The sequence below is a fragment of the Cryobacterium sp. Y29 genome (assembly GCF_002929825.1).
GTDB lineage: Bacteria > Actinomycetota > Actinomycetes > Actinomycetales > Microbacteriaceae > Cryobacterium.
Genome location: NZ_PJJN01000036.1, coordinates 246,909 through 262,070, shown reverse-complemented (window position 1 = coordinate 262,070; position 15,162 = coordinate 246,909). Strand labels below are relative to the sequence as shown.

At 63.8% G+C, this 15,162-nt stretch carries 15 protein-coding genes; 8 read left to right on the top strand and 7 right to left on the bottom strand.

Annotation, left to right across the window (positions count from 1 at the left end; all coding sequences use genetic code 11):
- Nucleotides 1-126: 126 nt before the first annotated feature.
- Nucleotides 127-972: a carbon-nitrogen hydrolase family protein gene (locus tag CXY74_RS14430; protein WP_199183243.1), complete on the top strand. Its 846-nt coding sequence runs from the start codon at nucleotides 127-129 to the stop codon at nucleotides 970-972.
- 4 nt (nucleotides 973-976) lie between these two features.
- On the opposite strand, the gene CXY74_RS14425 is transcribed toward CXY74_RS14430, so the two are convergent.
- Nucleotides 977-1,369 (bottom strand): ATP-dependent DNA ligase, encoded by a 393-nt coding sequence (locus CXY74_RS14425; protein WP_233193418.1) that lies wholly within the window; start codon nucleotides 1,367-1,369, stop codon nucleotides 977-979.
- A gap of 132 nt (nucleotides 1,370-1,501) precedes the next feature.
- Nucleotides 1,502-2,596, bottom strand: coding sequence for an alpha/beta fold hydrolase (locus tag CXY74_RS14420; protein ID WP_104201051.1), 1,095 nt, complete (start codon nucleotides 2,594-2,596; stop codon nucleotides 1,502-1,504).
- 195 nt (nucleotides 2,597-2,791) lie between these two features.
- On the opposite strand from CXY74_RS14420, the gene CXY74_RS14415 reads away from it, so the two are divergent.
- Nucleotides 2,792-3,865, top strand: a complete 1,074-nt coding sequence (locus tag CXY74_RS14415; RefSeq protein WP_104201050.1) for an alkene reductase — start codon at nucleotides 2,792-2,794, stop codon at nucleotides 3,863-3,865.
- A 183-nt stretch (nucleotides 3,866-4,048) separates the two neighbouring features.
- Here the strand turns inward: CXY74_RS14415 and CXY74_RS14410 are convergent, their stop codons facing one another.
- A complete protein-coding gene (locus CXY74_RS14410; protein ID WP_104201049.1) occupies nucleotides 4,049-5,248 on the bottom strand; it encodes an aminotransferase class I/II-fold pyridoxal phosphate-dependent enzyme in 1,200 nt (399 codons plus the stop codon).
- Nucleotides 5,249-5,394: 146 nt separating this feature from the next.
- Here CXY74_RS14410 and CXY74_RS14405 point away from each other — a divergent pair, with 146 nt between their 5' ends.
- The 5 genes from CXY74_RS14405 (at nucleotide 5,395) to CXY74_RS14385 (ending at nucleotide 11,242) form a co-directional block, all read left to right on the top strand.
- On the top strand, nucleotides 5,395-7,026 hold the full coding sequence (locus CXY74_RS14405; protein ID WP_104201048.1) for a S1C family serine protease: 1,632 nt from the start codon (nucleotides 5,395-5,397) through the stop codon (nucleotides 7,024-7,026).
- Nucleotides 7,027-7,225: 199 nt separating this feature from the next.
- On the top strand, nucleotides 7,226-8,224 hold the full coding sequence (locus CXY74_RS14400) for a glycosyltransferase family 2 protein (protein ID WP_199183254.1): 999 nt from the start codon (nucleotides 7,226-7,228) through the stop codon (nucleotides 8,222-8,224).
- Between the two features lie 4 nt (nucleotides 8,225-8,228).
- The gene (locus tag CXY74_RS14395; protein ID WP_104201046.1) at nucleotides 8,229-9,053 is read left to right on the top strand and encodes a CDP-alcohol phosphatidyltransferase family protein; all 825 of its coding nucleotides are present in this window, start codon (nucleotides 8,229-8,231) and stop codon (nucleotides 9,051-9,053) included.
- Nucleotides 9,040-9,948, top strand: coding sequence for a glycosyltransferase family 2 protein (locus CXY74_RS14390; RefSeq protein ID WP_233193417.1), 909 nt, complete (start codon nucleotides 9,040-9,042; stop codon nucleotides 9,946-9,948). The genes CXY74_RS14395 and CXY74_RS14390 overlap by 14 nt, the downstream gene beginning before the upstream one ends.
- Before the next feature lie 19 nt (nucleotides 9,949-9,967).
- Nucleotides 9,968-11,242, top strand: a complete 1,275-nt coding sequence (locus CXY74_RS14385; RefSeq protein WP_104201045.1) for a CDP-glycerol glycerophosphotransferase family protein — start codon at nucleotides 9,968-9,970, stop codon at nucleotides 11,240-11,242.
- A 10-nt stretch (nucleotides 11,243-11,252) separates the two neighbouring features.
- Here CXY74_RS14385 and CXY74_RS14380 read toward each other — a convergent pair whose 3' ends face one another.
- The gene (locus tag CXY74_RS14380) at nucleotides 11,253-12,098 is read right to left on the bottom strand and encodes a hypothetical protein (RefSeq protein ID WP_370446157.1); all 846 of its coding nucleotides are present in this window, start codon (nucleotides 12,096-12,098) and stop codon (nucleotides 11,253-11,255) included.
- Between the two features lie 148 nt (nucleotides 12,099-12,246).
- Here CXY74_RS14380 and CXY74_RS14375 point away from each other — a divergent pair, with 148 nt between their 5' ends.
- Nucleotides 12,247-12,588, top strand: a complete 342-nt coding sequence (locus CXY74_RS14375; protein ID WP_104201044.1) for a helix-turn-helix domain-containing protein — start codon at nucleotides 12,247-12,249, stop codon at nucleotides 12,586-12,588.
- On the opposite strand, the gene CXY74_RS14370 is transcribed toward CXY74_RS14375, so the two are convergent.
- From CXY74_RS14370 to CXY74_RS14360, 3 genes are all read right to left on the bottom strand, one after another.
- On the bottom strand, nucleotides 12,564-13,337 hold the full coding sequence (locus tag CXY74_RS14370) for an ABC transporter ATP-binding protein (RefSeq protein ID WP_233193416.1): 774 nt from the start codon (nucleotides 13,335-13,337) through the stop codon (nucleotides 12,564-12,566). The genes CXY74_RS14375 and CXY74_RS14370 overlap by 25 nt on opposite strands.
- Nucleotides 13,337-14,137 carry an ABC transporter permease gene (locus CXY74_RS14365; RefSeq protein WP_233193415.1) on the bottom strand — a complete coding sequence of 267 codons (801 nt, stop codon included), beginning with the start codon at nucleotides 14,135-14,137 and terminating at the stop codon, nucleotides 13,337-13,339. Before CXY74_RS14365 ends, CXY74_RS14370 begins: the two co-directional genes overlap by 1 nt.
- 141 nt (nucleotides 14,138-14,278) lie before the next feature.
- Complete coding sequence (locus CXY74_RS14360; protein WP_104201164.1) at nucleotides 14,279-14,971, bottom strand: NTP transferase domain-containing protein; 693 nt, start codon at nucleotides 14,969-14,971, stop codon at nucleotides 14,279-14,281.
- Between the last annotated feature and the right edge of the window lie 191 nt (nucleotides 14,972-15,162).

Here is a 15,162-nt window from a genome sequence, read left to right as displayed (position 1 = left end):
ATGAACCTACCCAGCAATTATTAACGGAAGCCTTCGAAACCCCCCGAGTTGCCTGCCAAGAGCAATCCTTTCACTGGTCGGCCTCGGCAGGGGTGCCGGTATCGAGCCAACAGCTAGGCTTTCGCCATGACTTCAGGCGCCGCAAGTGATCAAGCCAGCACCGCCGAAGCGAGCATGGTCGGCGTGGCTGTCGCCCAGTTCGCGCCGGGGCCTGATCGGGCGCACAATCGCGCCGTGCTGCGACAGCTCGCTACCACGGCCGCCGGGCGCGGCGCCCACCTCGTGGTCTTTCCCGAGTACTCCGCCTTCTTTGAGCCGAAACTCGGGCCGTCGTTTGTGGCGGCAGCCGAGCCACTCGATGGAGAATTCGTTACGGCGTTGGCCGCGCTCGCCGCAGAGCTGAACGTTCATATTGTGGCTGGCATGCTCGAAACGACCGCAGACCCGGCCCGGTTTTCCAACACCCTCGTCGCCGTCGACCCAACCGGACGCCGCGTGGCGACCTACCGCAAAATGCACCTCTACGACGCGTTCGGCGATCGCGAATCACAGTGGGTGCTGCCGGGCGCAGTTACTGATCCGGAGATCTTTGACGTCGGCGGGCTGCGAGTGGCCCTGCAGACTTGCTACGACGTGCGTTTTCCCGAGGTCACGCGTCGGCTCGTCGATGCTGGGGCCACCCTCGTGCTCGTGCCGTCTGAGTGGGTGCGGGGCCCGCTCAAAGAACACCATTGGCGCACCCTGCTCACGGCCCGGGCTCTGGAGAATACCGTTTTTCTGGCCGCAGCCGATCACACACAGCCGATCGGCGTCGGCACGAGCCTTATCATCGATCCGATGGGCGTTGCCCTGGTCAGTCTTGGTGAAAGCGCGGATGTCGCCGTCGCGTTCCTGGCGCCAGAGCGGGTCGCCGCTGTACGGGCGATCAATCCGGCCCTCGCACTGCGTCGCTTCGCCGTCGTTCCGCGCTGAATACTCAGTGTTCGGTGACGCTGGCCTTGGTTGCGCGGGTCTGTGCGGCGACTCGAATGCCGATGGACGGTTCGACCCTGGCAGCCGCGTCGGTGTCGACGGCGGCGCTTTCTTCGGCGGTGACGACTAGTCCTTGCGCGCTGTTGGCCGAACGGGTCAGCTGGGCAATCCACTTCGGGTTGATGGTCGGTGCGTGGCCGCCGGCAAACTTGAAGTACAGCGGAATGGCCGGGTGCAGCCAGGCTGAGCTTCGGCCGTCACCGACCACAGCGGCGTCCCGCCAGGACAGCAGAAAGCTTTCGCCGCGGCGCAGCTTTTGAATGATCACGAGCTGCAGGTGTGCCAGCATTCGGTCGTCGAATTCCACGACGACACGGTCATACGTGAGGGAACCCACGATCGCCACTTCCACTTCGATTATCGGTTACGCGTTGCTCGGTTGTGCTGACCGGGAGCGAATGAAAGCGCGGCCTGCCCGTTAGCGGAGAACCGAGTGCTACCTCTACTGTCCTCCATTCGGGGGGTAAATTCAAGGTTTTGCGGACGTGTTCGGCTGGCTCGCGGGCGCCAGGGGCGGCCGGGGATCGGCGAATTGTAGCCGGAGCAAGACCTCGAGCGGGCGTTCGATCTGGCCGAAATGCCCGGCTCCTGCGATGGTGCTGATCACGCAGTTCGGTACCGCAGCGCGCAGTCGTTCGTCATCGTCAGCCGTCACAAACACATCGTGGTCACCGTGCACTGAGCGCACCGGGCAGCAGATATGCGCCCACCGGGCGGCCGTGTCGTAGGCGCCGGCCCGCACGGCCGCGCGAACGAAACGGGCTGGTCTGACCTCGGTGCCGAGCGCAGCGACGACCGTCGCGGCGACAGCCCCCGGACGGCTGAACAACGGGGCTACGAGGGCGCGGAGTAAACCCAGGCGCGCGACAGCCCGCACGAGTCCGCGGCCGAGGGGGCCGGCGAGTTGCAGCATCCGCATGGTCAGGAGCAGCGCCGTGAACGCAGGCAGCATCGAAAACTGGCGTATCGGGTGACGAACGCTGTTCTGAATCGAGAACGTGGTGGCCGAGACCAGTCCAACGGATGTCGTCGCGCGCTTTTCGCTTGCCGCCAGCTGCAGCGCGATAAAGCCACCCATGGAGTGACCGACAACGTTCCAGCGTTCGTAGCCGAGGGAGCGGGCTGCGTCGGCGACCAGCTCGGCCATCGACTCGACGCCAGATGGCGTTTCGTCGGTGGCCGCGGGAGAGTCACCCCACCCTGGCAGGTCGGGAATGATGAGATCGATCAGGTCGCGGCCTGTCGCATCGGCAGCCTGCAGCAGTGGCGTCCACGTCGTCCACGAGCCGGCGGCGCCGTGCAGCAGAACGGTTGCCGTGTCGCTCGCGGTGCGGCGTCCGTGCCGAACCACGACCGTTCCGCCCCGAAGACGCATGGTACTTGTGGTGAGGCCGAAGTGATGAGCATCGGCGTCGAGGGGAAAGGGACTATACCCCAGCGCTGTGGCCGGTGGGGCTGGCTGTGGTCGAATGGGCACCTGTGGGCCGGACGCGGGAGCATCCATGCTACCGAGCGGTGCCACGGGGCGGTTGCGGGTCGCTGGTCGGTACATCAAGGTGCTCATGGAGGTAGTTCGGTGCCGCAGTCGAACCGGATTGCCGATTCGAATGATTCGGGAACCCGAATTTACAGTTGATTGGCAGGCAGGAATATCGCGCCGCTGCGTTCCGTTCTGCCTACGGGTGCACAGGACTTCCCTGGTGCCTCCCAGAAGAACATGTCCGGTCTGACTGACCGGATGATTTAGAAAGAAGTGTCCGTGAAACTCTTTTCTCCGCTGAACGTTGGCGACCTCGAACTTCCCAACCGTCTCGTCATGGCGCCGCTGACCCGCATCCGCTCCGGCCAGTCGGGTGTTCCCGGTGAACTCGTTGCCCGGTACTACACGCAGCGCGCCACCCTCGGCCTGATCGTGAGCGAAGGTACCTACCCGAGCCACGCGGGCCAGGGTTTCCCCGGCCAGCCAGGGCTCGTCGAGCCGGAACAGCTTGCCGGCTGGAAAGCGGTCACCGACTCGGTGCACACTGCTGGAGGCCGTATCGTCGCCCAGGTCATGCACGCCGGCCGGGTCACCCACGAAGCGACCACCGGTGGCTACCCGGTCGTCGCGCCGAGTGCCATCGCCGTTAACGGCACCACGCGCACCTATGACGGCAAGAAGGACTACCCGGTGCCGCACGCTCTGACTATCGCCGAGCTGGGCGGCATCCTGGATGAATTCGTGCTGGCCTCGAAGAACGCCATCGCGGCCGGATTCGACGGCGTCGAACTGCACGGCGCCAACGGTTACCTGCTGCATGAGTTCCTGTCGCCGGCCTCCAACGTGCGTGACGATTCCTTTGGCGGCTCGCCCGAAAAGCGCGCTCAGTTCGTTATCGACGTGGTGACCGCCGTCGCTCAGGCGATCGGCGCCGACCGGGTGGGCCTGCGTATCTCACCCGAACACAACATTCAAGACGCGCTCGAAACGGATGCCGCCGACGTCACGGCCACCTACGGTGTTCTCCTCGACGGGATCGCCTCGCTCGACTTGGCGTACCTGAGCGTGCTTCATGCCGACCCGCGCGGTGAATTCGTACAGAATCTGCGGTCCCGTTTCGGCGGTGTCTTCCTGATCAACAGTGGATTTGGCACCATCACCGAGCGTGACGAGGCTCTGGCCATCGTTCACGACGGTGTCGCCGACGCTGTCGTCGTTGGTCGTGCGGCCATCGCCAATCCTGACCTCGTGCGCCGCTGGCGTGACGACCTGCCGGTGAACGAGCCCAACCCGCTCACGTACTATGCCGACGGCGCAGAGGGTTACACCGACTACCCCGCCCTCGCTTCCTAGCCCCTCGCGGAGCCCACCTCACCCGGGGCGGGCGCATAACTCCTGCAATTCGTGGGCCGTCGGCGAGAATTCCGCGTCATTCCGGGGTTCAGAACGCGCTGCCACAGAAATTGCAGGAGTTATGCTCGCGGGGGCGCGCGGTTAGCGTCGGGTTGCAGGAGTTATGCTCACGGGGGTGTGCGGTTAGCGTCGGGACAGGGTCGCGAGCTGGTTCGACGCCTGCTCCAGAAGTTCTATCTTCTTGCAGTAGGCAAACCGAACAAGCGGCGCATAATCGGCTCGGTTCGCCGGGGAGCAGAACGCGGTGATCGGCACCGCGACCACACCAGCCAGCTCCGGCAGGCGTCGGCACAGCTCTGCGCCATCCGTGTACCCGAGCGGTGTCGCATCTGCAACGATAAAGTATGAGCCCTGCGGCAGCGTGATTTCGAAGCCGGCCGCGCGCAGCCCTGTGGCAAGCACATCGCGTTTGTGCTCCAGCTCGGCGGCAATACGGGTGAAGTACGAATCGGGGAGGTCGAGCCCCGCTGCGATCGCGGGTTGGAACGGCGCCGCATTCACATAGGTGAGAAACTGTTTGACCGCGAGGATTGCCGTGATGATCGAAGAAGGGGCACAGACCCAGCCCACCTTCCACCCGGTGAGGCTGAACGTCTTGCCGCCCGAAGAAATGGTGACCGTTCGATCCCACGCTCCCGGCAGGGTGGCGATTGGAATGTGCGGCGCCTGAAACGTGAGGTGCTCATACACCTCGTCGGTGACGATGATCGCGTCGTGCCGTTGCGCGAGCTCGACGATCAGCTCCAGGGTGTGCCGGGCAAAAACCGAGCCGGTGGGATTGTGCGGATCGTTTACGATAATCAGCCGGGTGCGGTCGGTGACGGCTGCCCGCAGCGCGTCGAGGTCTGGTTGGTAGTCGGGTGCCCGCAGCGGCACTGGTCGATGGATGCCGCCACCGAGGCCGATCAGACCGCCGTAAGCGTCGTAGAACGGCTCAAAGGTGACGACTTCGTCACCCGGCTCGATCAACGCCAGAATGGTGGCCGCGAGAGCTTCTGTGGCCCCCGCAGTGACGAGAATTTCGCTGCCTGGGTCGAGGTCCAACGCATAGAACCGGTGCTGGTGCCGGGCGATCGCCTCCAGCAGCACCGGCTGGCCCCGGCCGGGTGGATACTGATTGACCCCGTCGCTGATGGCTTGGCGGGCCGCCTCGAGCACTACGGCTGGCCCGTCTTCATCGGGAAAACCCTGCCCGAGGTTGATCGCACCGGTGCGCATTGCGAGCGCGCTCATCTCGGCGAAGATGCTAGCTGCAACGGTGCCGTCAGCGGCGAGAAGTCCGGCCCCGCGCGCCGTGCGTCGCCACGCGCCGGACATGGTCATCGCTGGCTTGCCTGAGTAGATTTCTTCATGGTTTCCAAACTATCGCTTGGGCAATGTCGGGGCATGATCATTGACTGCTCTCAGCTCGTACATATTGAACGTTCAGGTTTGGGCGCAAAGCTTGCAACGCTTGGAAGGAGCACCCGATGACCGACAACACCAAGGATTTTGGCACCACCCCTGATCCTGCTGATGACACCGCCGCTTTTGCTGTGAATGAGTCCGGCGAGGCTACCCCACCCACTGCTCCACCGGCTACCCCACCCACCGATGCCCCGGCCGAGACCCCGACCGCGCCGCCGGCGAGTGTCGAGCCCGCTGTCCCGGTCGTCAACGCACCGACCCTGCCGACTCACGATGTCCCCGACACCGCCCAAACCGTTGCCTACCCGACGGATGCTTTCGGTCGCCCGGTCGAGACCCCGGCAGCCTCGGACTCCACTTACGCTTCAAGCTCTACCAACGCTCCAAGCGGTTCGTCGCAGGCGTATGCGACCGCTGATTCTTATCCGACGGCTGCGTTCCCCGGCCAGCCCTTCGCCTCAAGTACGACGAAGGAACCCGGTCGCCGCAAAGGCAGTGTCGCGTTGATCGCAGCGCTCGCCATTGGTGCTCTCGTCGGCGGATCGTCCGGTGCCGGGATTACCGCGCTCATACTCAATGGCCAAAACAACGGCGTACCGGTCAGCCAGGTCTCCGGCCCCAGCAATGTCGTGGTGAACAACGCCAAGAGCGTCAACCAGATCACCGCCGTCGCGGCCAAAGCCTCGCCGAGCGTCGTGACCATCGACGTCTCCAGCAGTTCCTCGGGCGGAACCGGGTCCGGCGTGATCCTCACCGACGATGGCTACGTTCTCACCAACACCCACGTCGTCACCCTCGACGGGGCCGCGTCCGACGTGAAAATCGAGGTTAAAAGCAACGATGGCAAGCTGTACGCCGCCACGCTCGTGGGTACCGACCCGGTCTCCGACCTCGCCGTGATCAAACTGACCGACGCCAGTGGACTCACCCCGGTTACCTGGGGCGATTCCTCCGAGCTCAACGTCGGTGACAGCGCCATCGCCATCGGTGCCCCCCTCGGCCTCGCCGGCACGGTCACTGACGGCATCGTCAGCGCCCTCAACCGCAGCATTACCGTCGCGAGTTCGGCAGCGCCGAGCTCACCCGACACCACAGCGCCCGACGAAGGACAGAGCCAGAACCCCTTCTTCTTCGACTTTCCGAACCAGGACGGAACGCCGTCGAAGGGCACCCAGGCCGCTACGGCGAATATTGCCCTCCCGGTGATTCAAACGGATGCCGCCATCAACCCGGGCAACTCCGGAGGCGCCCTGCTCAACGGCAGCGGTGAACTGATCGGCATCAACGTGGCCATCGCCAGCGCCGGCAGCACCACCTCGTCGTCCGCTGCCGGCAGCATCGGCGTCGGATTCTCCATTCCGTCGAACTTTGCCAAGCGCATCTCCGAGGAGATCATCGCCAACGGAACGGCCACCCACGGCCTGCTCGGTGCGGGCGTCAAGGATGCGTCCAGTTCGACCAGCAGCACTGTGGGCGCCCTCATGAGCAAGCTAACCTCGGGCGGTGCCGCCGACAAGGCCGGTCTGGCCGAGGGCGACGTCGTCACCAACTTCAACGGCGTGCCGATCACAGACTCGATCGACCTCACCGCCCAAGTGCGGGTGCTCCCCGCTGGTGGCACCGCCGACCTCACCTATGTGCGAGACGGCAAGACGACCACCGTCTCGGTCACGGTGGGCGAGTACACCAGCTAACCGCACTCTGCTCCTCCTTTCTCATCGCGTCGCCGGCTCGCCGGCGACGCGATGATGGTCAGCGGTGCTGTTTGACACCTTCCGAGGTGATTAGCGTTTCGTGGGCTGGTAGGCTCAATCGTCCTACCCATCAACCGGAAAGCTGGCCAGCCAGGTGCACCAACGTGGTGAGGGATTTCTTCCCGGGGTGTCGTACGTGATGCCGGTGCTCAACGAGGCGACGCACGTGCGAGCCGCCGTCGAGAGCCTGCTGGCACAAGACTTCGAGGGCCTGTTTGAGGTCACCCTGGCGCTCGGACCGAGCATCGACGGCACGACCGAACTGGTCGAAGAAATGGCCGCGGTTGACTCGCGCATTCGGGTCGTGCCCAACGACATCGGCTCGACTCCGGCGGGCCTGAACATCGCCATCCGTGCGTCGCAGTACGCGGTGGTCATTCGCGTCGACGCGCACTCGGTGCTACCGCCCGATTACGCCCGTATCGCCGTGGAAACGCTTGAGCGCACCGGTGCCGACAACGTCGGTGGCATCATGGATGCCCGCGGCATCAGCGCATTCGAGCGCGCAGTAGCCCGCGCGTACGGTACCCGCATCGGCCTCGGAGGTACCCCGCACCATGTTGGCGGGGCTGCGGGCGCCGCCGAAACCGTGTACCTCGGTTGTTTTCGCACCGCGAGCATCCTGGCTGTCGGATTGTTCGACGAGGGCGTCAAACGCGGTCAGGACTGGGACCTCAATCGGCGCCTCCGTGAAGCCGGCGGACTTGTCTGGTTCACCCCCGAACTGCGCGTGCTTTATCGTCCGCGGCCGACCCTGCCCCAGCTCGCCCGGCAGATGCTCTCGACCGGGCTCTGGCGCGGCGAACTGGCCCGTCGGTATCCGGCGGCCAACGGCATCCGCTATTTTGTGCCACCGGCCATGGTTCTGGCGGTAGCTCTTGGGCTGCTCCTCGGAGTGGGCGGAATCGTGCAGGTGGCCTTCGGCGCGGCGCCGTGGTTGTCCCTCGGTCTCATAGTTCCCATCGGGTATCTGGTCATCGTGGTGGCCGCGACGCTCACGGTGGCCAGGCCGGACGGAATTCGTACCTCCCTGAATTTTCTCGTAGTCTTGCCCTGCATTCACTTCTGCTGGGGGGTCGGGTTTGTGCTCGGGTATCTCAAACTCACCAGCAACATCACGGCACACACGGGAAGGTGAGCAGATGACCAGTTCGCCCGAGACCTCACATCGGCGCTTGGCCCGACCGGAATCGATCGCTCAGCTGCGCGCGGTGGCCCAGCCGCCCGAAGTGCGCCTGCGTGCCAATGCCGAGCACTGGACGGCAAGTCTGTACCTGCGCGACCTGTCGCCGTACCTGACCTGGGTGCTGCTGAAGACCCGCATCTCCGCCAACGGCGTGACCGCGCTGATGATCCTCGCCGGTTGGTCGACTGCCGCAGCCCTGCTGATCCCCGGAATCTGGGGGGCACTGCTCGCCCTCGCGTTCAGCCAGGTGCAGATGCTCATCGACTGCTGCGACGGTGAAGTGGCGCGGTGGCGCGGCACGTCCTCGCCCGCCGGCGTGTTCCTCGACAAGGTCGGACACTACTCCACCGAGTCACTCATTCCCATCGCCCTCGGAATTCGGGCGGCTGCGTACCCATTCGACTCGCCCGACGACTTTTTGTGGAGCAGCCTGGCGTTGCTGCTCGCTTTGATCATCGTGCTGAACAAGGCGCTCAACGATATGGTGCACGTCGCACGGGCCAATGCCGGATTGACGAAGCTCGCCGACACGCATGGCGAGAAGACTCCGACCTCGAGCGTGATCGCGCGGGTGCGCCGACTCGCCCGTTTCGTACCCTTCCATCGCCTGTACCACTCGGTCGAACTGACCATGGTCATCTTCGCTGCCGCCGTCGTCGGACTGTTTCTCGAGCAGCCGCTCGTTGACCGGACCGTGCTGATCGTACTGGTACCGCTCGCGTTCCTATCGCTCATCGGTCATTTTGTGGCCATCATGGCGTCCAAGCGTGTCCGTTCCTGACACAGCGGCCGGCGCTGCACCGGCCGGCGCTGTGACGGTCGGCGTGGTGGTGCTCACTCAGGGCACCCGTCCGGCTGATCTCGAGCGGGGCATCCGCTCGGTGCTGGCCCAGCAGGGAGTGACCCTCGACGTGGTCTGCGTCGGCAACGGTTGGCAACCGACCGGCCTGCCGGTCGGCGTACAGTCCCTCGGACTTCCGACCAACCTGGGCATTCCAGCCGGCCGTAACCGCGGCGTGTCGCGTGTCACCGGGGAATTCCTGTTCTTCCTCGACGACGATGCGAGCATTCCCGACCCGAATTTTTTGATCGACGCGATCGGCAAAATGCGCGCCGACCCGACAATCGGGCTGCTGCAGCCTCGGGTCGAAGACCCGGCGGGAATCGAATCGCCGCGTCGGTGGATTCCCCGCATCCGCAAGGGCGAGGCCAGTACGCCCGGACCGGTGTTCTCCGTCTGGGAGGGCGCCGTTCTGCTGCCGCGCAGCGTCTTCGACGCGACCGGAGGCTGGGGCGAACCATTCTTCTACGCGCATGAAGGCATCGAACTGGCGTGGCGGGTCTGGGACCAGGACCGGGTCGTCTGGTACGCCGGCGACCTCGTGGCCAACCATCCGGTCATTCTGCCCACCCGACACGCCGACTACTACCGGCTGAACGCTCGCAACCGGGTGTGGCTGGCTCGCCGCAACCTGCCACTGCTCTTAGTGCCGCTGTACGTGGGCGCCTGGACGGCGATTCAGGTGCTGCGCTGGGGCCCGAGCAACCGGCCGGCGCTGCACGCTTGGTTCGACGGCTGGCGCGAAGGGTGGCGTCATGACCCGGGGCCGCGGCATCCGCTTCGAGTACGCACGGTCTGGCGGATGACCCGCGCAGGGCGCCCTCCGATCATCTAACGAAAGGTAGTCTTAGCCGGTGGCAATTCGGAAAGATGTCAGGCGTGCAGTCAAGCTGGTCAAAGATGTTATGGCCTCCCGCAAGGCCCAACACGAGCTGCGTGGGCCGCTGCAAGCGCGGGAACTGCGCGAAGACAATCACTTCAAGATTGCCGTGTACTTTGCTGACGGACCCGTCAACATGTACCAAATGCGGCAGTGGTACCAGCCGCTCGCAACGCTCGCCAAGACGTGGCCGGTACTCGTGATCAGTCGTACCGGCGGCGGCACCCTCAAGCTCATGGACGAGGCGCCCATTCCCGTCGCCTACGCCCGCACGGTGCCGCAGCTCGAGCAGATCGTCGCTGAGCAGGATATTCGTATCGTGTTTTACGTCAACCAGAACCCGCGCAACTTTCAGATGATGCGCTACGGGCGGTGTTGGCACGTTTTCATCAACCACGGTGAGAGCGACAAGATGTATATGATCACCAACCAGTTCAAGGCCTACGACTACTCGTTCGTTGCGGGGGACGCTGCACTCGCCCGGCTGGACCGGGTGCTCTGGGACTACGACTTCGATAAGCGCGCCATCAAGATCGGGCGCCCCCAGGCCGACTACTTCAGCGGTCAGCTGCCTTACCTGCCCGATGAACGCCAGGTCGTGCTCTATGCGCCTACCTGGGAGGGGGATAGGGCCGCCGCGGCCTACGGCTCTGTCGTCACCCACGGTGTTGCGCTCGTCACTGCTCTGTTGGCCACCGGAACCCACCGCGTCATCTATCGACCACACCCGCGCAGCGGCGTCGTCGACCATAGCTACGGGGCCGCCAACAAGGCCATCATCGGCGCCCTCGCCGCGGCCAATGCCCGAGACCCCCGCGCGCAGCACGTCTATGACTCCGGCCCGGACCTCGGCTGGCAGCTGGCCGCAGCAGATATCGCCATCGTCGACATCTCCGCCATGGTCTACGATCGGCTCGCCACCGGCAAGCCGCTCATCATCACCCGCCCCGTCAACCCAACGGCCGTGATCGACACGAGCGGCTATCTCTCCGACTGTGAGTGGCTGCCGGCCGATCACGCCGCCGATATCGTGATCGCCGTCGACCGACTGACCCACGATGAGGCGGTGGTCGATCGCCTGCAGGGCTGGGTGCACCGCTATTTCGGTGACACCGCCCCTGGCGTCGCGACGGGCCTCTTCCACAGGGCCGTGCAGCACCTGATGGATGAGTGGGACCGATTCGCGGCCGTGCACGATGCCGATCGTGCGATTGTGCCCGATTCTGCAACGAGTCCAGGCACGGAGTAGTCCACCGGCGCTACGTCGCTCCGGGCGTGGTCGGCCACGAAGCGGATGCCGTCGGCTCGGCCGATACGGCCGCCACCGACTGACCGCGTCGCTTTTCGCGAACCGTGATGGCACGCACTTGCGGGTCCAGATCCGGCCGAAAACCGGCGGGGGCGGGGCCGAATGCGAGGCGTGACGCGCGCACTACCTTGGTGCCCAGAATGTGATTTCCCGCACCGCCGATCACCGCTCCGATGCCAAACGGCAAGGCCTTGCCGAGCAAGCTCGCCCCGCCGCGGGTGGCGAACTGACGCAGAAATGTACTTTTGAGTCGGTCGGTGAGCGGACCGAGAACGGCGCGGGGAAGACTGTTGGTGATGAGTTCACCCCAGTAGGTGTTTCTTGCGGTTCCCGAGCCGGTCACCTGACCGGCGAGCTGCCGCACCAGATCGCTGCCCTCTCGGCCGAGCATCATCGTCATGACGAGGGCGCGGGCGCGATCGGGGTCTTCCACTGCGATTCCATGCACCTCGCTCACCGATTGGGTGAACAAAGCCGTCGCCTCGAGAAAACCGGCGGTTTCCACTCCCGATAGTGCGAGGGTGATTCCGGTGCCGACTCCGGGAATAACCGCGGTGGCGCCCACCGCGGCACCGCCGGTCGTGACCGCCGCGAGGTAACGTTTTTCCAGAATGCGCACGATTTGTTCGGGGGCGGCATGGGGATTGCGCCGTCGGATACTGCGAATATGTGCGAGTACGACGGGTCGGTGAATGGCCAGCACCCGATCAAAGCCCTTGACAAGCCCGGTGGGCAGTGCTCCGCCTTGGGGAGTGCCACCGGTCGATGACAGCATCGGTGTGCTCTTCCTCGCCATTTCTCGCCTTTCTCGGTGCGTCTGGTCGAGTGTACGTGGTGCACCGGGACGCACGCTGGGATACCTGGGCGGGCCCGGATACAAATACTGTCTTTCGTCAAAAGTCCACCCGCTAGTCAAGACTCACCTGTGCCGCTACAAATGAGGAATGCTTGAGCCCAAATCAGAAGCCTCTCGACTACTCGGCCTACGCCTGCGAGAGCGCCGTCTGGCGCTCGGGTTCAATCAGGAGTCTGTTGCGCTACTCGCCGGACTCAATGTCTCGAATTACGCCCGCATCGACCGGGGGCACGGAAACCCAACGATGTACACGCTCATTCGCCTGGCGGCCGTGCTGCAACTCGAGTTGAGTGAGCTCGTGACCGGTCTCGCTCTCGAGCAGCTGCCCCCGACTCGCGACTCGTACATCGCGATCGATTTTCGACGTTCCCAGAACGCCACGGCGAGTCGGCGGCCGGGCTTGGGTCAGGCTGCTGGTTTGACGCCGTAGTCGGTGTTGTACCGTGCAAGCACGTCCGTGATCGGCCCGTCGAGCACCAGGTCGCCTTTGTCGAGATACAGACCGCGGCTGCAGAAACGTCGCAGATCGCGCTCATTGTGCGAGACGATAAAGAGGGTACGCCCGCCCGCGAGGAGTTCCTCGATGCGGCGATAGCACTTTTCCCGGAAAGCTTTGTCGCCCACGGCCAACACCTCATCGACCAGCAGAATCGGCTCCTCCAGCCGGGATATCACCGCAAAGGCGATTCGTACTTTCATACCGCTCGACAGGTGTTTGTATGGCGTGTCAATGAAGTCGGCGATCTCGGCGAATTCGATGATCTCGTCGAAGCGTTCCGTGATCTGCTTGCGTGTCATGCCGTGCAGGCCGGCCGTCAGATAGACGTTGTCGCGCACACTGAGGTCATCCACGAACCCGCCGGTGATTTCGATCAGTGGTGCCACGCCCTCCGTGACGCGTACCGACCCCTCGTCGGGTAGCACGACTCCCGTAACGAGTTTGAGCAGGGTCGACTTGCCTTGACCGTTGCGCCCGACGACACCGATGGCTTCGCCCGGTTGCACGGTGAAGGAAACGTGCTGCAGGGCCCAAAATTCACCGGGCCGACTGCGCCGTTTGCTAGCACCAAAAAGATCCTTGAAATTTCGACGCCCACGCCGATTCCGGCGAAAGCGGATGCCGACGTTCTGCAGCGAGATCACGGGCGTTCCCGTGGTGGACGCTCTCACCTGGGCCACTAGATCTCCTTCAGAACAGCACGTTCGGTGCATCGAAAGACCAGCAATCCGAGACCGAGAAAAACGAAGGACATGACCGCGCTGATCACGACCGAGAACCAGTCGAGCTGTTCGGGAAAGAAAGCCGAGCGATAGAGACTGAAAATGCCGGTCAGCGGGTTGAAAGCAGCCCAGAAGTGCAATTCGGGCGGTAAGTCGGTGGTGCCGTAGATGATGGGGGAGGCGTAGAACAGAAATCGCAGGATGAGTTTGACGGCCCGTTCCAAGTCGCGGAAGAACACCACGAGCGGGGCGACGAGCAGTCCGACGCCGGCGGTCAACATTGCCTGGATCACAATGGCGAGGGGGAAGAACAGTGCGTCGATGCTGAGTTCGGCGCCGTACACAACTGCGAACAACACCAGCACGGGCAGGGATGCCAGAAACTCGATGCCCTTGGACAGCACCAAACGGTTCACCCAGATGGTGCGGGGGATGCGCGTGGAGCGGATGAGTTTCGCCTCGCGCAGAAATGCGCGGGTGCAATCCGAGACCGCGCCGTTGAACCACATCCAGGGCAGCAGGGCAGCCAGGAGGAACACGATGTACGGGGTGTCGCCGACGCTGCGGTCGAAGACCTGGGTGAAGACGAACCAGTAGATGCCGGCCATCACGAGCGGATCGAGAATGGACCAAAAGTAGCCGAGCGCTGAGGTCGAATAGCGCACGCGCAGATCGCGCTCTGTCAGCAACCACAGCGAATGCCGATACCGGGCGAGCGGCGTGCGCTGTTCGGGGCGCACCTGGGCGTAACTACTCACGCGGTCTATCGTATGGGAGCGCGGGCGGCGTTCCGTGCCAGTCGGGGCTGGGTTCCTTCTGCTCGGGGCTGGTTCCCGACGCAGCGACGACGAAACCCCCACGCCGAGGCGCCGGGGTTTCGGACGGTGCGGGTGCGTTGGTTAGACGAACAGGTTAGCGCGCTCGAGGTCTTCGGCGAAGTCCACTTCGACGGCATAGAAGTCGGAAATATTCACCGGCTCCACCAGCATGCGGTTCTGTTCGATAGCCAACTCGATGCCGCGTTCAAAGTAGTCCTGGTCGGCGACCTTGGCCAATTGGCGGATCAGGGTTGCTTTGTCCGCGCTTGACACGTAGTTGATGCCGACGGCTTCGCCGAGGCCACCCCTCACGGTCTTGGACAGCTCCTTGATGTAGCCTTCGGCGCTCGTGGTGTACTTGACCTCTTCATCGGACACCTTGTCAGTGTTGACGGTGACGAAGGACTGGTCGCGGGCCATCATGGCGGCAGCGCGGTCGAGAATGGCCGGGTCGAAGACCACATCGCCGTTCATCCAGAGTACGCCGCCGGATTTCGAAGCCTGCAGGGCACGCAGCAGACTCTTTGAGGTGTTGGTCTGGTCATACTGCTCGTTGTAGACGAAAGATGCCTGCGGGAACGCTTCGATGATGTGCTCGAGCTTGTATCCAACGACGATCGTGACCTGGGCAGCGTTGCCGAAGGCATGGTCGATATTATCGAACTGCTGCTGCATGATCGTTCGGCCGTCGCTCAGCTCGGTGAGGGGCTTCGGCAATGAGCGCCCGAGACGGCTGCCCATACCGGCCGCCAGAATGACCACTTGCGTCTTAATTGCGTGCGTCTTAGCCGACTGCGTCGTCACGATTATCTCCTCAAGAATGGTTGGGGTTACGCCGCAAAACCCGCTCTCATTGCGAAGAGTTTGCTTAGGATTCACCCACATGTTCACGTAAAGACACACCGTTATGTCAGTCTCACCATAACCTGTTGCCTCAATATGTGGAAAGAATTCGGTCAGCACGT

Excerpts from the sequence above, each read along its gene's own strand:
- CXY74_RS14430 (WP_199183243.1), top strand. The coding sequence starts at position 127 with ATGACTTCAGGCGCCGCAAGTGATCAAGCCAGCACCGCCGAAGCGAGC.
- CXY74_RS14420 (WP_104201051.1), bottom strand. The coding sequence starts at position 2,596 with ATGAGCACCTTGATGTACCGACCAGCGACCCGCAACCGCCCCGTGGCA.
- CXY74_RS14410 (WP_104201049.1), bottom strand. The coding sequence starts at position 5,248 with ATGACCATGTCCGGCGCGTGGCGACGCACGGCGCGCGGGGCCGGACTT.
- CXY74_RS14405 (WP_104201048.1), top strand. The coding sequence starts at position 5,395 with ATGACCGACAACACCAAGGATTTTGGCACCACCCCTGATCCTGCTGAT.
- CXY74_RS14400 (WP_199183254.1), top strand. The coding sequence starts at position 7,226 with ATGCCGGTGCTCAACGAGGCGACGCACGTGCGAGCCGCCGTCGAGAGC.
- CXY74_RS14395 (WP_104201046.1), top strand. The coding sequence starts at position 8,229 with ATGACCAGTTCGCCCGAGACCTCACATCGGCGCTTGGCCCGACCGGAA.
- CXY74_RS14380 (WP_370446157.1), bottom strand. The coding sequence starts at position 12,098 with ATGGCGAGGAAGAGCACACCGATGCTGTCATCGACCGGTGGCACTCCC.
- CXY74_RS14375 (WP_104201044.1), top strand. The coding sequence starts at position 12,247 with ATGCTTGAGCCCAAATCAGAAGCCTCTCGACTACTCGGCCTACGCCTG.